This window comes from Shewanella subflava, from assembly GCF_025971955.1.
Lineage (GTDB): Bacteria > Pseudomonadota > Gammaproteobacteria > Enterobacterales > Shewanellaceae > Shewanella > Shewanella subflava.
The window spans coordinates 72,047-90,887 of the sequence record NZ_JAPDMX010000033.1 but is presented as its reverse complement, the minus strand read 5'-3'; the positions used below and the strand labels follow the sequence as shown (position 1 = coordinate 90,887).

14 protein-coding genes are annotated in these 18,841 nt (G+C 42.3%); 9 read left to right on the top strand and 5 right to left on the bottom strand.

The genetic code is table 11. The features are described 5' to 3' along the window. Window positions 1-602: 602 nt before the first annotated feature. From OHT75_RS16170 to OHT75_RS16160, 3 genes are read right to left on the bottom strand one after another with little or no spacing between them, the layout of a single operon-like run. Entirely contained in the window at window positions 603-1,646 is a 1,044-nt protein-coding gene (locus OHT75_RS16170; protein ID WP_264728480.1) for a peptidoglycan binding protein CsiV, read from the bottom strand. After that, window positions 1,646-5,155 (bottom strand): transcription-repair coupling factor, encoded by a 3,510-nt coding sequence (mfd, locus tag OHT75_RS16165; RefSeq protein ID WP_264728478.1) that lies wholly within the window; start codon window positions 5,153-5,155, stop codon window positions 1,646-1,648. Before mfd ends, OHT75_RS16170 begins: the two co-directional genes overlap by 1 nt. 28 nt (window positions 5,156-5,183) lie before the next feature. Next, window positions 5,184-5,789 carry a hypothetical protein gene (locus OHT75_RS16160; RefSeq protein WP_264728476.1) on the bottom strand — a complete coding sequence of 202 codons (606 nt, stop codon included), beginning with the start codon at window positions 5,787-5,789 and terminating at the stop codon, window positions 5,184-5,186. A 156-nt stretch (window positions 5,790-5,945) separates the two neighbouring features. On the opposite strand from OHT75_RS16160, the gene OHT75_RS16155 reads away from it, so the two are divergent. Genes OHT75_RS16155 through OHT75_RS16135 form a run of 5 tightly spaced genes read left to right on the top strand, consistent with a single transcriptional unit; the run spans window position 5,946 to window position 9,991 of the window. Further along, window positions 5,946-7,190 carry a lipoprotein-releasing ABC transporter permease subunit gene (locus OHT75_RS16155; protein ID WP_264728474.1) on the top strand — a complete coding sequence of 415 codons (1,245 nt, stop codon included), beginning with the start codon at window positions 5,946-5,948 and terminating at the stop codon, window positions 7,188-7,190. After that, window positions 7,190-7,897 carry a lipoprotein-releasing ABC transporter ATP-binding protein LolD gene (gene lolD / locus OHT75_RS16150; protein WP_264728472.1) on the top strand — a complete coding sequence of 236 codons (708 nt, stop codon included), beginning with the start codon at window positions 7,190-7,192 and terminating at the stop codon, window positions 7,895-7,897. The genes OHT75_RS16155 and lolD overlap by 1 nt, the downstream gene beginning before the upstream one ends. Beyond that, a complete protein-coding gene (gene lolE / locus OHT75_RS16145; RefSeq protein WP_264728470.1) occupies window positions 7,890-9,131 on the top strand; it encodes a lipoprotein-releasing ABC transporter permease subunit LolE in 1,242 nt (413 codons plus the stop codon). The genes lolD and lolE overlap by 8 nt, the downstream gene beginning before the upstream one ends. A 30-nt stretch (window positions 9,132-9,161) precedes the next feature. Then, window positions 9,162-9,734 (top strand): GNAT family N-acetyltransferase, encoded by a 573-nt coding sequence (locus OHT75_RS16140; RefSeq protein WP_264728468.1) that lies wholly within the window; start codon window positions 9,162-9,164, stop codon window positions 9,732-9,734. Between the two features lie 8 nt (window positions 9,735-9,742). Continuing rightward, window positions 9,743-9,991, top strand: a complete 249-nt coding sequence (locus tag OHT75_RS16135) for a DUF3624 domain-containing protein (RefSeq protein ID WP_264728466.1) — start codon at window positions 9,743-9,745, stop codon at window positions 9,989-9,991. A 332-nt stretch (window positions 9,992-10,323) separates the two neighbouring features. On the opposite strand, the gene OHT75_RS16130 is transcribed toward OHT75_RS16135, so the two are convergent. Next, window positions 10,324-10,827, bottom strand: a complete 504-nt coding sequence (locus tag OHT75_RS16130; RefSeq protein WP_264728464.1) for a DUF2062 domain-containing protein — start codon at window positions 10,825-10,827, stop codon at window positions 10,324-10,326. Window positions 10,828-10,918: 91 nt separating this feature from the next. Here OHT75_RS16130 and OHT75_RS16125 point away from each other — a divergent pair, with 91 nt between their 5' ends. From OHT75_RS16125 to OHT75_RS16110, 4 genes are read left to right on the top strand one after another with little or no spacing between them, the layout of a single operon-like run. Then, a complete protein-coding gene (locus OHT75_RS16125) occupies window positions 10,919-13,462 on the top strand; it encodes a ComEC/Rec2 family competence protein (RefSeq protein ID WP_264728462.1) in 2,544 nt (847 codons plus the stop codon). Window positions 13,463-13,498: 36 nt separating this feature from the next. Then, complete coding sequence (msbA, locus tag OHT75_RS16120) at window positions 13,499-15,298, top strand: lipid A export permease/ATP-binding protein MsbA (protein ID WP_264728460.1); 1,800 nt, start codon at window positions 13,499-13,501, stop codon at window positions 15,296-15,298. Continuing rightward, a complete protein-coding gene (lpxK, locus tag OHT75_RS16115) occupies window positions 15,298-16,338 on the top strand; it encodes a tetraacyldisaccharide 4'-kinase (RefSeq protein ID WP_264728458.1) in 1,041 nt (346 codons plus the stop codon). Before msbA ends, lpxK begins: the two co-directional genes overlap by 1 nt. After that, window positions 16,339-16,518, top strand: a complete 180-nt coding sequence (locus OHT75_RS16110) for a Trm112 family protein (RefSeq protein WP_264728456.1) — start codon at window positions 16,339-16,341, stop codon at window positions 16,516-16,518. A gap of 133 nt (window positions 16,519-16,651) precedes the next feature. On the opposite strand, the gene metG is transcribed toward OHT75_RS16110, so the two are convergent. Next, window positions 16,652-18,724 (bottom strand): methionine--tRNA ligase, encoded by a 2,073-nt coding sequence (metG, locus tag OHT75_RS16105; RefSeq protein ID WP_264728454.1) that lies wholly within the window; start codon window positions 18,722-18,724, stop codon window positions 16,652-16,654. Window positions 18,725-18,841 lie beyond the last annotated feature (117 nt).

Genomic DNA, 18,841 nt, shown 5'->3' with positions numbered 1-18,841 from the left:
CTGTTCTTTATATGCAGGTAAAAATACTTTGAAAGAGAAATCAGCATAAAAGTGGCGAATTTAGTTTGTTTTTGCAGCACTTGATAAGCGAATAAAGACAATATATGGCAAAAAACACACACCTATGATACAAATTGATACAGATAGCGTTTGAAATGCGATTCTTATGTTATCTTCAATGTCATATTTTACTGTTTTATGCAATTTTTGCAGGCGGCTATCTTTGGTAGCCGCTTTTTTATTACCTCAATAAAATGCCAAATAAGAATGTGGTTTTGCACATGATTGTTCCGTCACACTAATTGTATTTTGCTTGTAAAAGAACTACCTTCTGAAGAAGGTGGCTTTGATATCACTCCCTAAAAGGGAGCTTTCCTACCGTGCGTTCACAAGACGCCGAGGCCCTACTAAATCGTTCTTGATTTAGAAACTTGTACCAACATTAGCAAAGTTCACGTATCACTTGAGTTATACCTCAATACCATTGAACCTACTTCAGGCAGAACCAAATTGATGATAATCCCCACTGAAATCGGTGGTTTAGGGCTGAAAATAAAAAAACCGAAGAAGACTTCGGTTTAATGCGTATTAACTCACTTCATTTATTGAGAATAGGGTTGGATCACACCTGATTGAAAGGTTTGAGATTGCTCTGGTTGTGGCTGAATTTGCTGTGTTGGCTCACCTAAATCAATCGGTTTGACCATGGTGGGTTGAGCCATTTTTCTGATTTGCATCACAATACCCATTTGCGGGTGATCAAAATAATGGATTTCACCGCTACGGACACGACGATTTTGAGTCAAAGGAATAGTCTGCAAAAACGGCTGCATGGTCTTTTCGACTTGCATATTCACCGCATCAAATTGATTAAACTCACTGCGATTTGACTCGACAAGTTTTTGTGTTGGCTTACGCAATGCCAAGTTATTTTCAATATATAAATAATGACTTAAATAAATGTTGATTGTGCCATCAAGCTCCCATACGGGTTTAACTTGTTCGGTTTGCATCATATTACCTAGCGTTGAATAATCACTCATTGATAATTGATAAGTTGGGGCACTATTGCTTTGGTTACTGACTTGCTGGCCGTGGTAGTCAAATTGCTTAGAATAATCTTTACCACCCAAAATACGTACCGCTTTGGCGTAACGTTTTGACTGCATATTTTGCTGCCAAGTTAAATGCACTATCGGTTTTACGTTGCGTTCGCGACTAACCGTTCTGATAATATCTTTAAATCGACTTTGGCTTTGTGCTAATAGCAGCGGACCTTGGTTCAAGTAGGCCTGTTGCGGACTAGACGCTGCAATTTCAACGGGAACCTGACTAGGATGGCTGCGGACTGTGCTACTGGTTAACGGCGTATTACAGTCTGAGGTTATGTCAGTGGACCAATCATTGGAGGTACAGCCGCTTAAGCTTGCTGCCACACCAGTGATGTCGGTGCTAATTAATGGCGTGATAAAGTCGACTGCTTGTTCATTAATTTGCAGCGCTGGAGTGTTGATCCATTGCTCTAATGATTGGCTGTCTCGCTCAAATATAAACACTTCCACTTCAAACCAAGTATCCGCCTTGGTTTGAGCTGATATAGACAACGCACCGAGCGTTGCCATTGCTATCACTATTTTACGAAGCACTATTGCTCTCCAGTTTGATGTTTAGCAAGCTGTTCAAGTAAGGTTTTTAACAATCCCAGGCGCTCTTTACTTGTTTCAGCTGGAATGGTGAACTTTAACTTATTTGGCCCATCCATTCGATAGATTTGTGGCTGCTTTTGCAACAAATCGATGATAAACATGGGATCGATTTTATGTTGTGGCCCAAATTCGATGCTACCTCCTTTGGCATGCATCTCAATTCGCTGTAATCCGAGCTCTGTCGCTTGATGCTTGTATAAGGTAATATCCATTAAATTGCGAGTAGGATCGGGCAACATACCGAAACGGTCGATAAACTCGACTTTAAGTTCATCAATCATGCGTTCGGAGTCACAATTAGCAATTCGCTTGTACAATGATAATCGCATATTCACATCACTGACATAATCTTCAGGTAGCAGGGCGGCGATGCGTAAATCGATATCGCATATGGCGTTCATCATATAAGCCAATGAGGGCTCTTTACCTTCTTTTAACGCTTTAACGGCGGACTCTAGCATTTCCATATAGAGGCTAAAACCGATTTTGCTGATATGGCCGCTTTGCTCATCACCGAGTAATTCGCCAGCACCGCGTATTTCAAGATCTTGAGTGGCCAGTAAAAAGCCTGCGCCCAAATCTTCTAGTGCATCAATGGCTTCTAGCCGCTTACGCGCATCGGCTGTCATGCGTTTAGGATGCGGCGTCATCATGTACGCATATGCCTGATGATGGGAACGTCCCACACGACCGCGTAATTGATGTAACTGGGCCAGACCAAACATATCGGCGCGGTGGATTAAAATGGTGTTGGCGCTGGGCACATCAATGCCTGTTTCAATGATGGTTGTACACACCAGCACGTTAAACCTTTGATGGTAAAAATCAGACATGACCTTTTCTAAGTCACGTTCGCGCATTTGTCCATGTGCAGTGACAACACGCGCTTCAGGAATAATGTCACGAATTTCCTGAGCGGCTTTTTCAATGGTTTCAACGTTATTGTGCAAGTAATACACCTGACCACCACGTAAAATTTCGCGCAATATTGCTTCTCTTACTGTGGCAATGTCGTACTCACGCACGAAGGTTTTAACCGCTAAACGTTTGGCGGGTGGCGTGGCAATAATGGATAAGTCACGCATGCCAGACATGGCCATATTCAAAGTACGAGGAATAGGTGTTGCAGTTAAGGTTAAAATATCAACATTGGCACGCAGGGCTTTGATTTTTTCTTTTTGGCGCACACCAAATCGATGTTCTTCATCAATAATCAATAAGCCAAGATTATCGAAGTTGGCCTCTGCGGTGAGGAGTTTGTGGGTACCAATCACAATATCCACTTTACCTTTGCCCAAGTCTTCGACAACTTGGCTTTGTTCCTTGGCGCTTTTGAAGCGTGACATCACTTCTATCACAATCGGCCAATCCGCAAAGCGGTCTTTAAAGTTTTCATAATGTTGTTGCGCCAGCAGGGTGGTTGGCACAAGTACCACCACCTGTTTTCCTGCATTGACGGCCACAAACGCAGCGCGCATGGCAACTTCGGTTTTACCAAAGCCAACATCACCACACACTAATCTATCCATTGCCATCGGCGCTTGTAAATCCGCTAATACAGCATGAATGGCACTTTCTTGATCGACAGTTTCTTCAAACGGAAAACCTTGGGCAAAAACGGCGTATTCATCTTCATCTAACGACAATGCTTCACCGGGTCTGGATTGGCGACGGGCATAAACATCTAATAACTCAGCGGCGACATCACGAATACGCTCGATAGCTTTTTTCTTCGCTTTGGCCCACGTTTCATTGCCCAATTTATTCAGTTGGGTATTGTCATCATTACCAACACTGTAGCGGCTGATAAGGTGTAATGACGATACTGGGACATATAATTTATCGCCGCCGGCATACTCTAACTTTAAATACTCAGCCACTAAACCACCGGTATCAAGGGTTTCTAAACCCTGATAAAGTGCAATGCCGTGCTCTAAGTGAACTATAGGTTGACCTACTTTTAATTCGGCTAAGTTTTTGACTAAAACATCTGAACTAACCTGTTTTTGTTTTTCACGGCGGCGTTGCTGTGAAATACGGTGACCGAAGAGTTCAGTTTCACAAATAATACTGACTTTACCTTTAGCGCCAAGTTCAAGCTCACAACCTCGTGATAATGGCGATACAATTAACCCCACAAAGTCTTTGGCACTAATATAATCATCAATATGCTTGAATAATTTGGGTTTAATGCCTATTTTGGCCAGTAATTCTACCAGTGCTTCGCGCCGACCTTCAGACTCTGCGACAAAGAGCATTTGCGGCTGCTTTTGGCTGTAGTCCTGTAATGCCTGCATGGGTTGTTTAAGCTTATGGTTGGCATTGATATCACCAATTGGTTTAGCTTTCACCATTTGTGCCGTTTTAGGGAGCAATTCTGCATCTAGTTGTCCATCAGCCGTGACGGTTGCCTGAATAAATTGACTGCGCGGCATAGGCTTAAATGCGGCAAATAATTGCTCAGTTAATAAATACAGCTCTTTTGGCTCAAGTAACGGCCTGAGGGGGTCAACACGGCGATCTTCATAGCGACTATGCACTTCGTTTAAGTGTTGTTCGCAGGCCTTATCAATATCACCGAGTGTAATGAGCTGGCTTTGCTGTGGTAAATAATCAAATAGTGATGCACTGTCATCAAAAAATAACGGCAAATAATTTTCAATACCGGCAGGCATTAGATTACGGCTAACCAGTTGATAGACTGACTCAGCTTCTTTTGATATCACTTCAAAACGGCGACGATAGCGTAATCTAAACCCTTCAATTGCGGCGCTGTCTGTTGGAAATTCTTTGGCTGGCAACATGCGAATATGTTCAAGCGCCATGCCTGAGCGCTGGGTATCTACATCGAAAAAGCGAATTGATTCAACCTCGTCATCGAATAACTCAATTCGTAACGGTTCTTTTGATCCTGTTGGGAAAATATCAATAATTGAACCACGGATGGCGAACTCGCCATGCTCGTACACTTGATCAACAATATGGTAGCCAGTGTCGGTAAGGTGTTGACGTACTTGATCAAGACTATAAATATCGCCTTTTTTCAAAATCATAACGTTGGCGGTTAAAAAAGACTTGGGTGGCAAGCGCACCATCAAGGTGTTAACCGGCACAATGACCACGTTATGGCTGCTTTGGCTGATTTGTGCTAACGATTCAAGACGCTGCGAAATCAGATCCTGATGCGGGGAAAAACTGTCATACGGCAAAGTTTCACGATCGGGAAATAAACAGACATTGACCGTTGAATTAGCCAGTAAATAACTTAATTCGGCTTCTAATGCCAGCGCACTTGGCGTGTCGTGGGTAACGACCAGACTAGTGCCTGAATGTTGGTTAATTAAGTTTGCCACTGTCAGCGCTTGCGAAACACCGCCTAGCGTAGATAGAATTTGCTGATGTTGGCCTTTTTTGACACTTGGCGGGGCAGTTACACTAAATTGCTTCATGAAATTGATTAACTTGTATTAAGAAAACTTACAGATTGTCATTACGTTGCTGCTTACGCAGTTTAAGCATTTTTTGTTGCACATTTAAGCTGGCTTTCACTAATTGCTCGATATCTTCGTCTAAAATTTGAATATATGTGAGTTCGATATGCCATAAAGGTGAGGCTGGTGTCAGGTCAAGCGCTTGTGCTTCGACTTGCTTAGCGCCAGTGACTTCACAGATGCACAATACCGCAACAACCTCTGCGTGAAGATACATATGACAGCTAAAAATAGATCCCACTTCTATTGGGGTAGTCGACTGAATACTTAAACCACTGCCACCAAATTGAAGCCCTTGATATTGTTGACCCGTTTGGGTCTCTTTTTCTAACACGTGCTGTAACACTAAATCCACTTTACGCGATTGCAGTTTCAAAAATTCGACAATGGATTTGGTTTCGCTGTCTAGTTGGCGTAATTGCATTAAGCAGTTAGCCTCTAGTGCTTTCACCTCGGATAAAAGCTTTAACCCCGTCGATTGCATTTGCCGTAATTGGTTATCGTCAGGGATCGGGCGTTGTTTATCCCAAGCATTAAGATAAACATTGAATTGGTGAGGCACGCTAAAATAAGAATTGCTATCGTTTATCAAGGTTTGCCTCTTTATTTATCAAACTAATACCCCTATTATCGTGCCCAACTTGATGGTTTAGCAAGTCATAAGCTTTTAAGGCCAGTTTTAGCATAGTTTTTGACTCAGATATAACCAATATACGCCCGAAATACGGCAGTGGATGACAAATTGTATATGAATTTTGGATTTTCTTTTTTTGTGGGGTATCGCTATTGGCGCGCACGTAAAGCCAATGCCTTTGCTTCATTTATTACTTTGTTTGCCGTGTCGGGCATTTTTTTAGGTGTGGCGGCGTTGATTGTTGTCAGTTCAGTCATGAATGGTCTTGAAGGCCAACTTAAAAACCGTATATTAGGGGCTGTGCCACAACTTACTCTTATTAATGACGCTGGTTTTGACGACTGGCAAGCCAGTGTTTTATCCGTCAAACAAGACACGCGGTTACAACATGACATTTTGGGAATTGTCCCTAGCGCAACCACTCAGGGGATGTTGCAATCCAGTTCAAACATTGCTGCGGCTCAAGTATTAGGGGTATACCCTGAACTGGAGCAGGGGTTATCCAGTATTATTTCTCACACTTACTCAAGTGCGTTCGATGCCCTGACGCCAGGAAGCTATGCCATTGTATTAGGCAGCGAGCTGGCGAGAAAGCTAGGCGTTAAACCTGATGATGAAATTCGTATTTTAAGTGGTGATGGCGTGGTTTATTCCCCACTGGGACCTGTGCCGAGTCAACGCAAATTTAAGGTGGCTGGCGTGTTTGAAATGGGCGCACAGGTCGATGCCTCGGTGGCTTATGTGCATTATCAAGATGCGCGTCGCTTGATGCGCCAAAACCCAGAGGTGATTTCTGAATTACGGGTTTATCTAAACGATCCTTTTAATGTAGCCAGCATTACGCCGTTAATCACAGATACCTTAAACCAGCGAGGTGTGGAAGTGACTAGCCGTGATTGGCGCGCCGACTTTGGCCATCTATTTGCTGCCGTCAAAATGGAAAAAAATATGATGTCCCTGATGCTGAGTTTAATTGTTGCGGTTGCGGCATTTAATATTGTGTCAGCTCTTGTGATGATGGTTGTCGATAAAACCACTGATGTTGCGGTATTAAAAACCCAAGGCCTTTCGACTGCAGCCGTGATGAACATTTTTATTGTTCAAGGGTCACTGAATGCCGTTCTAGGCCTAGTGATAGGGACTTTAACCGGCATTGTGCTGACGCTTAATTTAAATGAAATTTTATCTACATTAGGTATATCTATTCTTGGCGCAGGTCAAAACCTGCCTGTGCAATTATCACTGGCACAATTGACAGTGATTGTGATGGGCACCTTATTCATTACCCTGATCGCCACTATTTATCCAGCGTTGCGCGCCGCTAAGGTTCAACCCGCTACTGCATTGAGATACGAATAATGACACAGACCAAACAAGTATTACTGCAAGTTAATCATGTCAGTAAACATTATCATGACGGCGAAGTGACCACGCAGGTACTTAAAGACGTCAATCTTGAGGTATTTAAAGGGGAGCAGTTAGCCATTGTGGGCAGCTCGGGTTCAGGTAAAAGTACTTTGCTGCATTTAATGGGCACCTTAGATACCCCAAGTGACGGACAAGTGTTACTCGATGGTGCTGACATTTACCAATTATCTGCGGCTAAACAAGCTAAATTGCGAAATGAAGACTTAGGTTTTATTTATCAATTCCACCATCTTTTGCCTGAGTTCAGTGCAATTGAAAATGTGGCGATGCCGGCTTTTATTCAAGGAAAAGACAAGCAGCAATCATTAGCTAACGCAAAAGTGTTGTTAGAGCGCGTAGGTCTCGGGCACAGACTGCAACATATTCCTGCGCAATTATCGGGCGGTGAAAGACAACGCGTTGCCATCGCCAGAGCCTTAATCAATCAACCAAAATTGGTGTTGGCGGATGAACCTACGGGTAACTTAGATGCCACAAGCGGTGAAACGGTTTATCAATTGATCCGTGAATTAGCCCTGCAGTTTGGAACCGCTTTTGTTGTGGTAACCCATGATCACAAACTAGCAGCCAAAATGGACCGACAATTAACCATGAAAGACGGTGTGTTACAGGTAGCAGTAGGTAACGTTAATGAGTAAATGGTTACCATTTTTAATCGGTTGGCGTTTTTACCGCGCGAGACAAAATAACGGCTTTATTGGCTTTATTTCATTCGCATCGACAGCGGGGATCGCGTTGGGTGTTGCTGTGCTCATTATCGTGTTATCGGCAATGAATGGCTTTGAAAAAGAACTGCAAAATCGTTTACTTGGGGTGATTTCTCATGGTGAATTAGTCGGCGTAAATGAGCCCATTGATGATTGGATGGCGATTGCTGAAACCGCCAAACACATCCCTCAAATTACCGGTGTTGCTCCCTTTGTTCGCTTGCAAGGCTTGGTGCAGAAACCCGGTGGTTTTCAAGGTATTGTGGTTAACGGTATCGACACCGATTATGAACAGCAAGTGTCGCATATTGCGCAGTATATGGATGACAGTGCTTGGCAGTCTTTGCAAGGTAATGACAACCATATCGTTTTGGGGCGAAGTTTATTAAATAAACTGCAATTGAAGGTGGGCGATACTCTGGCAATGTACACACCCGATGCTAACAACAACCGTTTAAGTGCCGCTAAAAGCCATCGATTTACCGTCAGTGGTGTGTATGATTTAGGCGGTGAAATCGAAGCGTCTCAAGCCTATGTTCCACTTAAATATTTAAGCGATTTACTCCAGCTCGGCACGGGGGTGAGTGGGGTTCGTCTGCAAGTGGATAATGTGTTTAATGCGCCCCGTGTTACCCGTGATTTAGGCTATGCCCAAGAGCAATACCTTTACCTAAATGATTGGACACGATCCCAAGGACATTTATATCAGGATATTCAACTTGTTAGAATGGTGATGTATTTAGTATTGGCGTTAGTGATCGCTGTTGCATGTTTTAATATTGTCTCTACCTTGGTGATGGCGGTACGCGATAAAGCTTCTGAAATTGCGATTTTAATGACAATGGGATTAAAGCGCTCAGCCATCATGACTATATTTGTTATGCAGGGCGGATTAAATGGTTTGTTAGGTTGCAGTTTAGGTGGCGCAATTGGGGTTGTCGTTGCCCTTGAATTAAGCAGTATTGCTAAAGCTATTGAATCGCTTTTGGGGATTCAGTTACTAGATTCTGATATTTATTTTATTGATTTTCTTCCATCACAATTACAAATGCACGATGTGGCTTTTGTAATTATACTAGGCTTGGTGATGAGTTTAATCGCAACCATTTATCCTGCTTGGAAGGCAACTAAAATTGCACCTGCTACAGCCCTAGCCGGTCGATAAATAGTAATACATAGCTTAGGATTTACTTTGATGTCTACTCGTGCGCAATTATCGTCACCTGTGTTGTATTCCAATCGCTTTATCATTCGAGCTTTTAAAGAAGACGATTTAATGGCTTTTGCAACTTATCGAAATGATCCTAATGTGGCCAAATACCAAAGTTGGACTGACTACCCCCTTGTTGATGCGCAGCAGCTGTTTCAGCAAACGGATTACCGACAATTTGCCCTTGTGGGTAAATGGTATCAAATGGCCATTTGCGATAAAAACACAGATGCCATTATTGGCGATATAGCATTACATTTTGTTGATGATAATCAAGTCGAGGTGGGGTATACCGTAGCTCCCTTGCAGCAAGGTAAAGCGGTTGCATCTGAAGCCCTAATCTGTGTGCTTCATTACTTATTTGATGTGCTCGAGCGGCATAGAGTGATTGCCATTACCGATTGTTTAAATATTGCCAGTATTGGTGTGCTAGAAAAAATCGGATTTCGCCGTGAAGGACACTTTATTCAACACACAATGTTTAAGGGACAGTGGTGTGATGAATACCAATACGCAATGCTAGCCAGTGATTTTAAGCTGTCCAGAAAACCTAACTAGAGCACTTCATGTCCTGCCATCAATGTGATGAGTCTATTTTTATTCAAAAGCTTGGTCGTTGCTATCGCTGCATGGCGCAACTTAGCCTTTTATCCTTGATAGGCTGGCCACTATGGTGGTGGTTTTTCGCTGAACAACCTAAAACCGTTGAATCAATTGGGGTACTTTTTTTCTGTGTGGCTTTTAGCGGCTTGTTGTTTGTGCATTTGCTGTTCTGGTGGTATTACCGAATAAAAAACAGTAAACCATCGGCATAAATAAGCATTCGGCTACATCAAAAACTTACGGGTTAATGTTGAAAATGAAAGTTGAGATGATTTTTGAACAGTGGTTAGGGCGTGTTTATCTTTATTGATAAATTATGCGGTTGGTTATTTTTCTACCAGGCTGTCACCAATCAATGCCGTTTAGCCCGCTTAATAAGTAAATTTGCGGGCAAAATGCCTCTAAAAAAGCCACTGTTTTCGAGTTGCGGCTATACTGCGTTGAATAATCTTGCCGTCGGGCAACTATGCCCACAATTATTCGCCTTGCCTAAAGTCATTTAATCTCGCTACATAAAAAATAACCAAAGATAAACATGCCCTAGTTATTTTCTTTTTTTCCATTTAAATAATATTGAATATTTCCAAAAGCTATTTATAACCAAATAACCTATTGCGGCAGACACCAGGCCTAATACAACACAGCCTAATAAGAAGGGGGGACCTATCGTCGATAAAGACGATTCTAGCCATTGCCAGCTAGCTTCAAACTCAAAATGCTGACTTTCAACCCCAAGGATTTTAGCCCCACACATATAGGCAATGTAAAACAAAAAAGGCATGGTAAAAGGGTTGGTGATCCACACTAAGGCAACGGCAACCGGAATATTAACATTGAAAATGATAGCTAAACCTGCCGCAACGACCATTTGAAAGGGGATCGGTAACCAAGCCACAAATAGGCCGACAGCAAACGCCCCAGGTGCTGATTTTCGGTTCAATACCCAAAGATTAGGTTTATCCAAAAGTTTTCCAAATACACGCAAATATTTATGCTTTTGCAGTGTTTTAGGATCAGGCATAAATTTTTGTATGAATTTTTTTGGCATCTTAGTTGATTACTGTCTTTACTAATATCTTATGAATCGATTTGTTTTCGGCTTTTGCATCAGTAGCCTTAGCGCATTACTGTGGCCCGTTATGCCTCCTGTGTGGAGTTTAGCCCTCATTCTGCTTTTGGCTTTCGTTTGCCTGATTAAAGCACCGCTGTTTAGTGGTGCTGCTTTTGCCGTGTTTTGGATAAGCATCTATTTCTATTCGTTAGACTTTCAACCAAGTTTCACACTTCAAAACAAAGTTACATTTACCGGTGAGATAGTATCACTAGTTAATGGTGACCGCGACTGGATAAGTTTAGATGTACGTGTAATTGAGTCCAAATTAACCAATATTAATCTATCAGAGGGGGTAAAAGGCATCCCTATAGACAGATTTTATCGACTCACTTGGCAGAAACCTCCTTTGATTACTGTAGGCCAAGTTTGGCAATTTGAAAATACGCGGTTGAAGCCAATCACCAGTATTGCCAACCAAGGTGGCTTTAATCAGCAGCGATATTATATACATCGTCATATTGTGGGCAAGGGGCAGGTAAAACAAGCGACATTAGTGTCTTTTACCCCATCAATACGGCAACAGTGGTTATCGTCATTTGCGAAAGTGACCCCTAAATTGAAAAATGGTGACTTATTATTGGCACTATTGTTTGGCGACAAAAGTCAAATATCTGAGGTGCGCTGGCAGCATTTACGGCAAACCGGAACTGGCCATTTAATCGCGATATCAGGTTTGCATTTATCCGTGGTGTTTGGCTTAGTTTTTATTTGTTGTTTTGGTTTACTAACACGTTTTCGATTTGGGCAGCTTTTATTAGCGAAAATACATTGCCAGTACGGGTTATTTCCTTTGTATGCCTCACTCACCCTTGCCACAACAATGGCATGGGTTTATGCCTATTTGGCGGGTTATTCTGTATCAACGCAACGAGCATTAATTATGCTGGTTTTATTGGTATTACTGAGTTTACTGAAACAGCACCATTCGTTGTGGCAGCGATTAATGTATGCATTGGCAGGTGTCTTACTGTTTGATCCATTTTCAATGTTGAGTGCAGGTTTTTGGCTGTCATTTGTTGCTTTAGGGATTATTTTACGCTTTCTTGATCAGCAGCCAATGTCGCAATCAGTTACGACATCAGGGGCTAATAAAATACAAAAAGTGCTGAGTTATTGCCAGGCGCTGTGGTCAATTCAATGGCGATTAGCGATAGGGCTCGGTGTATTGCAAGCATTACTATTTGGCACCGTCTCCATTCACAGTGTTTGGATAAACTTGCTGGTGGTGCCTTGGTTCAGTTTGTTAGTGATACCTGTAGCCATGCTATGCTTTGTTGTTTGGTCAGTGTGGCAAGTGTTAAGTGATTTATTTGGTACAACCTTCGGGACTGAATTGCCTGTTAATAGTTGGATTTTTGCATTGGTTGATCAGTTATTAGCACCATTTACAGCATTACTTGAACAATCTGATTATTTTCCCAGTAGTCTGCTTGATGTTAATGAGGCTTGGATTGCAGCAAGTTTATGTAGCTTAATGGGTTTTGGTTTATTACTGACATTTCGCTGGTCAATTTTTAATTATGGCTACCGTGTGAGTCAAAGTATCAGAAAGCGTCAGGACGGACTGAGTCAAAATGGCTTTATTATTTGCCTATTAACCTTAGTGATGAATATTCCGCTTCTGCAACTGGTGATTAATTCATTCATCACAACGGATAGGGATGATTTGACTCAAAATACAAAGCTCGTCACTGGTGGATCATTCACTGTTGGCGCAAATGATGACATCAGTTTACACACTTTAGATGTGGCACAGGGGACAGCAATTGTGTTGCAGCAAGGCAGTAGGGCGTTGATTTACGATAGCGGGGCTGCATATGGTGATTTTAGTTATGCTGAGCGTGCTATATTACCTTTTTTAAAAACAAGGGGGATCAGCCAAGTTGATTATATCGTTATCAGTCATCACGATAACGATCATAGTGGCGGTTTAAATACATTAATCACCGCCTATCCAGATGCTGAAGTCATTGCCGATAGCGCACACTTATTACTTAAGGGAAATTTCGACAATCAAAGGGTAAAGGTTAGTGATTGTCAGGCTGGTGTTAGGCAATGGGGAAGTATCAGTATCACGACATTGGCAGATCATTTGCAATCCAATAAAGACAATAATCGCTCGTGTGTGATGATGTTAGCCATTGATCCGGCAGCTCATTTAAATCAGCAAAATAGTCATACTGAGATATTAAAGGTGTTACTCACTGGTGATATTGAAGCGTTAAGAGAGCAAAGTTTATTGGATTCCCAGCAACAGCTTGCAGCCGACATTTTATTTGTTCCCCACCATGGCAGTCGTACTTCTTCTTCCCCGGCATTTATCGATGCCGTGTCGCCTAAGTTAGCCATCTTTAATGCAGGCTTTAATAATCAATATGGTTTCCCCAAGCAAGATGTTATCTCCCGCTATTTAGATCGCGAGATTGCCACTTTAGTCAGCGGTGAACAAGGTCAAATAAGCATTAATTTTACATCAACTGGTTACCAAGTAAGCAGTTATCGACACGATTTAGCCCCTTTTTGGTATAACCGATTGTTTAGATTTGGCCAGATAGTTAAAGCAGAGTAGAATGTTGTCCATGTTTATCAGCAAAGAATGATATTGATGTCGTCGCACTCAGATAATGAAATGTGGAGCGTTTTTAAACGCTTAATGATTTATGTTTTACCCATGAAAGCTATGTTTATTATGGCCGTATTGGGTTTACTTACCTATGGCGCAGTCGACGCCGCGTTTATCGCGTTTATTAAGCCTTTTATCGATCAAGGTTTTGGTGCCGCCCCAAGTGTAGCGGGTGTTGAATTGCCGACACATGGCGGCTTTAATGCCAATACAGACATTATGATGATGGCGCCTTTTGTCGTGGTAGGCATGTTCACCCTTAGAGGTATTGCCAACTTTGTGTCTACTTACTGTGTTTCTTATATGAGCGCACAGCTTATTATGGATATGCGTCAGCAGGTGTTTGAACATTATTTACGTTTACCCGTTAGCTATATTGATCGCGAAAACAGCGGGAATTTAATTTCTCGTGTGACCTTTGATACCGAGCAAATTGCCAGAGCGTCAGGCAGTGCATTAATTTCAATCGTGCGTGATTCTATGACGGTGGTAGGCATGTTGGCGATCATGTTTTTCTACTCATGGAAATTATCACTGTGTATTTTAGTGATTGGCCCTTTGATGGGCATCGTCATCAGTATTGTCAGCAAACGCTTTCGTAAAGTATCAAAGCAAATTCAATCAGCGATGGGTGGGGTGACGGCGACCACTGAACAAATGATTAAAGGCCATAAAAATGTATTGTCTTTTGGCGGCCAAAAAACGGAAATGGCACGTTTTTTTGAGGTGAATGATAAAAACCGTCATCAAAATATGAAACTCGCCGTAGCGCAATCGGTTAGCCAGCCGGTGATTATGATTATTGGTTCATTCGCCCTTGCTTTTGTATTGTACGCCGCGAGTTGGGAGAGCATGCAAACTGATCTAACAGCAGGTACCTTTACCGCTATTTTGGGTGCCATGATGGCGATGTTACAACCGATTAAAAATTTAACCCGTGTGAATGCTGAATTCCAACGCGGCATTGCGGCTTGTACAACAGTGTTTGAGTTGCTCGACACGCCAACTGAATCTGATACAGGTACCCATGCCGTCGATCGTGTGCAAGGTCATTTACAATTTAACGGCGTGAGTTTTAGTTATCCTGAACAGGAAAAGCAAGCCTTAAACTTAATTGAGTTTGATGTTAAGCCCGGTAAAACCGTTGCATTAGTTGGACGCTCAGGTTCTGGTAAATCGACTATTGCTAATTTAATTACGCGTTTTTACGGAGGGTTATCAAACGGTGATATTTTACTTGATGGTACTAGTATTTATGATTATCAGTTAAAAAATCTCCGTAATCAGGTGGCATTAGTGTCTCAGCAGGTGACGTTATTTAACGATACTATTGCTAATAATATTGCCTACGCCTACCCAGGTGAGGTGACTCGAGACCAAATTATCAATGCTGCCGAACTCGCCTATGCAATGGAGTTTATCAACACGCTGCCTGACGGGCTTGACACACAAGTGGGCGAAAATGGCGTGTTACTATCAGGTGGACAACGTCAGCGTATTGCTATTGCGCGTGCGATGTTACGTGATGCGCCCGTACTCATTTTAGATGAAGCCACTTCAGCATTAGATACCGAATCAGAAAAAGCGATTCAAAAAGGCTTAGATAATTTACGTCACAATCGGACTTCTGTTGTGATAGCTCATCGTCTATCAACGATTGAATCTGCCGATGAAATCTTAGTCATAGATCAAGGTAAGGTGATTGAGCGTGGTGTGCATAAAGACTTAATTACTCAAGATGGCGTATACGCTAACTTGTATCAGATGCAGTTTGGTAGCTAATGCAAAACTGGATTAACCAAGTTTGGTATCAAGGGCACTGGGCAAAATGGATTTTATTACCTTTGTCAGGACTTTTTTGGCTAATAAGTAGTATTCGGCGCATTTTATTTAGGCTCGGGATCAAGTCTACTCATGTGTTGCCAGTGCCTGTGGTGGTTGTGGGTAATATAACCGCAGGTGGCAGTGGTAAAACCCCAACGGTAATTTATTTGATTAACCTATTACGGGCTAATGGTTTGAAACCTGGGGTTGTTAGTCGTGGTTATGGTGGCAAGATTGATGGTGTAGTCAGTGTCACGCCGTTAAGTTTAGCTGTCGATGTTGGCGACGAGCCGTTAATGATTGTCAGTCGCACCCACGTACCTATGGTGGTTGGCAGTCAACGGGTGTTAGCGGCCAAAAAACTGTTAGCCGATTTTGATGTCGATGTGATCATATGTGATGACGGCTTACAGCATTATGCGCTGGCTCGAGACATAGAAATTGCGTTAGTGGATGGTGGACGCCGTTACGGAAATGCGTGTTTATTACCTGCAGGGCCTTTAAGAGAAGGACTATGGCGATTAAAATCGATAGACTGGATCATCAATAATGGCGGCCCAGTGGTTGCCACCCATACAAACAACGTAAAAGAACACCTCATGCAGCTGATGCCTGCGAGTGTTTGTCAGGTGCAGTCCTTAAATAATCCTTTACAGTCAACAGAAATCGATCCGCAATTCACTTTGAAACAAGCACCGATAACGGCAATGGCGGGCATTGGTAATCCACAACGATTTTTTGATAGTTTAACAGAGCAGGGCTATCAACTTGAACACGTAGTCGCTTTTGCCGATCATCAGGCATACGACCAGCAGCAATTAATTGCTCTATCCGAGCAAACCCCTTTGCTAATGACAGAAAAAGATGCGGTTAAATGTCGCGATTTTGCATCACCGAACTGGTGGTATTTACCAGTAAATGCGAAGCTAAGTACAGAATTTGATACCCAGTTTATGAGTCGAATGACTCAACTTATCCAACTTAAGAAGGAAATTTAAATGGCTTTTGATAAAAAGTTACTTGATATTGTCGCGTGCCCAGTCTGTAAAGGTAAACTGGAGTTTGACAAGGAAGGCCAGCAGTTGATTTGTAAGTTTGATAAAATTGCTTATCCCATCAATGATGGCATTCCAGTGTTACTTGAGAATCGTGCAATCCCATTATCAACTGTAGAATAATTTTGAGTAAAACCGTTTTGCGGCGACTGTTTAAATGGTCTATTTGATCACTTTGTATCGGTTGAAGATGAAGATAAAAAGGCTGTAATCATTCGATTACAGCCTTTTTGTTTTTAGCTATTTTCGGTGTGGGTTATTTCACTCGCATACCCGGTTGAGCACCTTCATGTGGCTCAAGGATCCAAAGATCTTTACCACCAGGACCTGCGGCTAATACCATGCCTTCCGACATACCAAAGCGCATTTTACGAGGTGCAAGATTGGCAACCATTACCGTTAACTTACCCACTAAATCTTCGGGCGAGTAGGCTGATTTGATACCTGCAAAGACTTGTTTAGTTTCACCGCCAAGGTCTAACTCTAATTTTAATAGTTTGTTAGCTTCAGGCACATGCTCAGCCTTCGCGATACGCGCAATACGAAGATCTAACTTTGCAAAGTCGTCAAACTCAATCGTGTCACTGATCGGATCATCTTGTAACGGATTGCCACTAGCGGTTTTAACTTCCGCTTTATCTGCTTTCTTGCTGTTGGTGTCAACTGGCGTTTGAGTGACTTGCAAGTTGTTTTTAGAGGCATCAACCATAGACGTCACTTTATCTAAATCTACGCGCTGCATCATGGCTTTAAATGGCACAATCTCATGACCAGTCATATCCATGTTTAGGGTGTTCCAGGTCAGCTCTATTTGCAAGAATGCTTCAACATCCTGACTTAAACGCGGGAGAACTGGCTTCAAATAAGTGACCAGTATACGGAATAGGTTTAACGCAATAGAACACACTTGATGTGCTTGTTCTTGTTGATCTTCTTGCTTGATTAGTTGCCAAGGGGCTTGATCCGCAACAAAACCGTTAGCGATATCAGCAAGCGCCATAATTTCACGCATAGCTTTACCGTATTCACGGGTCTCGTAAAACTCTGCAATCTGTTCCTGTTTTGCTAAAAATGCATCTGTCAGACTGTTGTCGGCAATTTTTGCTAACTTGCCATCAAAACGTTTGCTAATAAAGCCCGCCGTACGAGAGGCCAAATTAACTAACTTGCCGACGAGATCAGAGTTGACACGTTGGGCAAAATCTTCAAGATTTAAATCTAAATCGTCAATACGGCTACTGAGTTTTGCTGCGTAGTAGTAACGTAAAAATTCAGGGTCTAGGTTATCTAAATAAGTGCGCGCCTTGATAAAAGTGCCTTTTGATTTAGACATTTTTGCGCCGTTAACGGTGACATAGCCATGTGCATATACACTGGTTGGTTTACGGTAATTGGCGCCGTGTAACATTGCTGGCCAGAATAAGCTGTGGAAATAAACAATGTCTTTACCAATGAAGTGATAAACCTCAGCAGTAGAATCTTTTGCCCAAAACTCATCAAAACTGACATTAGGATTTTTATCGCAGAAGTTTTTGAATGACCCCATATAACCAATAGGTGCATCTAACCAAACGTAAAAATATTTGCCGGGTGCATCGGGAATTTCGAAACCAAAATATGGTGCATCGCGTGAAATATCCCACTGTTGCAAGCCTTGTTCAAACCATTCACTGAGCTTGTTTGCCATTTCTTGTTGGAGCGACCCAGAGTTAATCCACTCATGTAGCATGCTCTCAAATGCCGGTAAGTCGAAGAAAAAGTGCTCACTGTCTTTCATAATTGGTGTGGCACCTGATACCGCTGACTTAGGATTAATTAAATCCGTTGGGCTGTAGGTGGCGCCGCAGCTATCACAGTTGTCGCCATACTGCTCTTCAGACTTACATTTAGGGCAAGTGCCTTTGACAAATCTGTCTGGTAAGAACATGGACTTTTCAGGGTCAAATAACTGCGAAATCGTTTTCGACTTAATATAGCCACCTTCGCGCAATTTTAGGTAAATGTCGCTTGCTAGCTCCCGGTTTTCTGGGCTGTGTGTGCTGTGAAAATTATCAAATTGAATATTAAAGTCAGCAAAATCTTGTTCATGTTCTTTTTGAACTTGAGCAATCATTTCTTCAGGGGCAATACCCAACTGCTGTGCTTTTAACATGATTGGCGTGCCGTGGGCGTCATCGGCACAAATATAGTAACATTCGTGACCGCGCAACTTTTGATAGCGAGACCAGATATCAGTTTGAATGTATTCAAGCATGTGGCCTAAATGGATAGGACCATTGGCATAAGGAAGGGCACTGGTTACCAGTATTTTACGCTGTGATTGGGTCATTTTCTCTCAACATCGAATTTCGCTAAAAATATTGCCCAGATACTAACTGAAAAAAGCAATATTTTCACCCAAACATGCATGAAAATATCCCAATTAGTCACTAAATTTTTGCGAAGT

Coding starts and splice junctions, on each gene's coding strand:
- mfd (WP_264728478.1), bottom strand. CDS start 5,155: ATGAAGCAATTTAGTGTAACTGCCCCGCCAAGTGTCAAAAAAGGCCAA.
- OHT75_RS16155 (WP_264728474.1), top strand. CDS start 5,946: ATGAATTTTGGATTTTCTTTTTTTGTGGGGTATCGCTATTGGCGCGCA.
- lolD (WP_264728472.1), top strand. CDS start 7,190: ATGACACAGACCAAACAAGTATTACTGCAAGTTAATCATGTCAGTAAA.
- lolE (WP_264728470.1), top strand. CDS start 7,890: ATGAGTAAATGGTTACCATTTTTAATCGGTTGGCGTTTTTACCGCGCG.
- OHT75_RS16140 (WP_264728468.1), top strand. CDS start 9,162: ATGTCTACTCGTGCGCAATTATCGTCACCTGTGTTGTATTCCAATCGC.
- OHT75_RS16135 (WP_264728466.1), top strand. CDS start 9,743: ATGTCCTGCCATCAATGTGATGAGTCTATTTTTATTCAAAAGCTTGGT.
- OHT75_RS16130 (WP_264728464.1), bottom strand. CDS start 10,827: ATGCCAAAAAAATTCATACAAAAATTTATGCCTGATCCTAAAACACTG.
- OHT75_RS16125 (WP_264728462.1), top strand. CDS start 10,919: ATGCCTCCTGTGTGGAGTTTAGCCCTCATTCTGCTTTTGGCTTTCGTT.
- msbA (WP_264728460.1), top strand. CDS start 13,499: ATGTCGTCGCACTCAGATAATGAAATGTGGAGCGTTTTTAAACGCTTA.
- lpxK (WP_264728458.1), top strand. CDS start 15,298: ATGCAAAACTGGATTAACCAAGTTTGGTATCAAGGGCACTGGGCAAAA.
- OHT75_RS16110 (WP_264728456.1), top strand. CDS start 16,339: ATGGCTTTTGATAAAAAGTTACTTGATATTGTCGCGTGCCCAGTCTGT.
- metG (WP_264728454.1), bottom strand. CDS start 18,724: ATGACCCAATCACAGCGTAAAATACTGGTAACCAGTGCCCTTCCTTAT.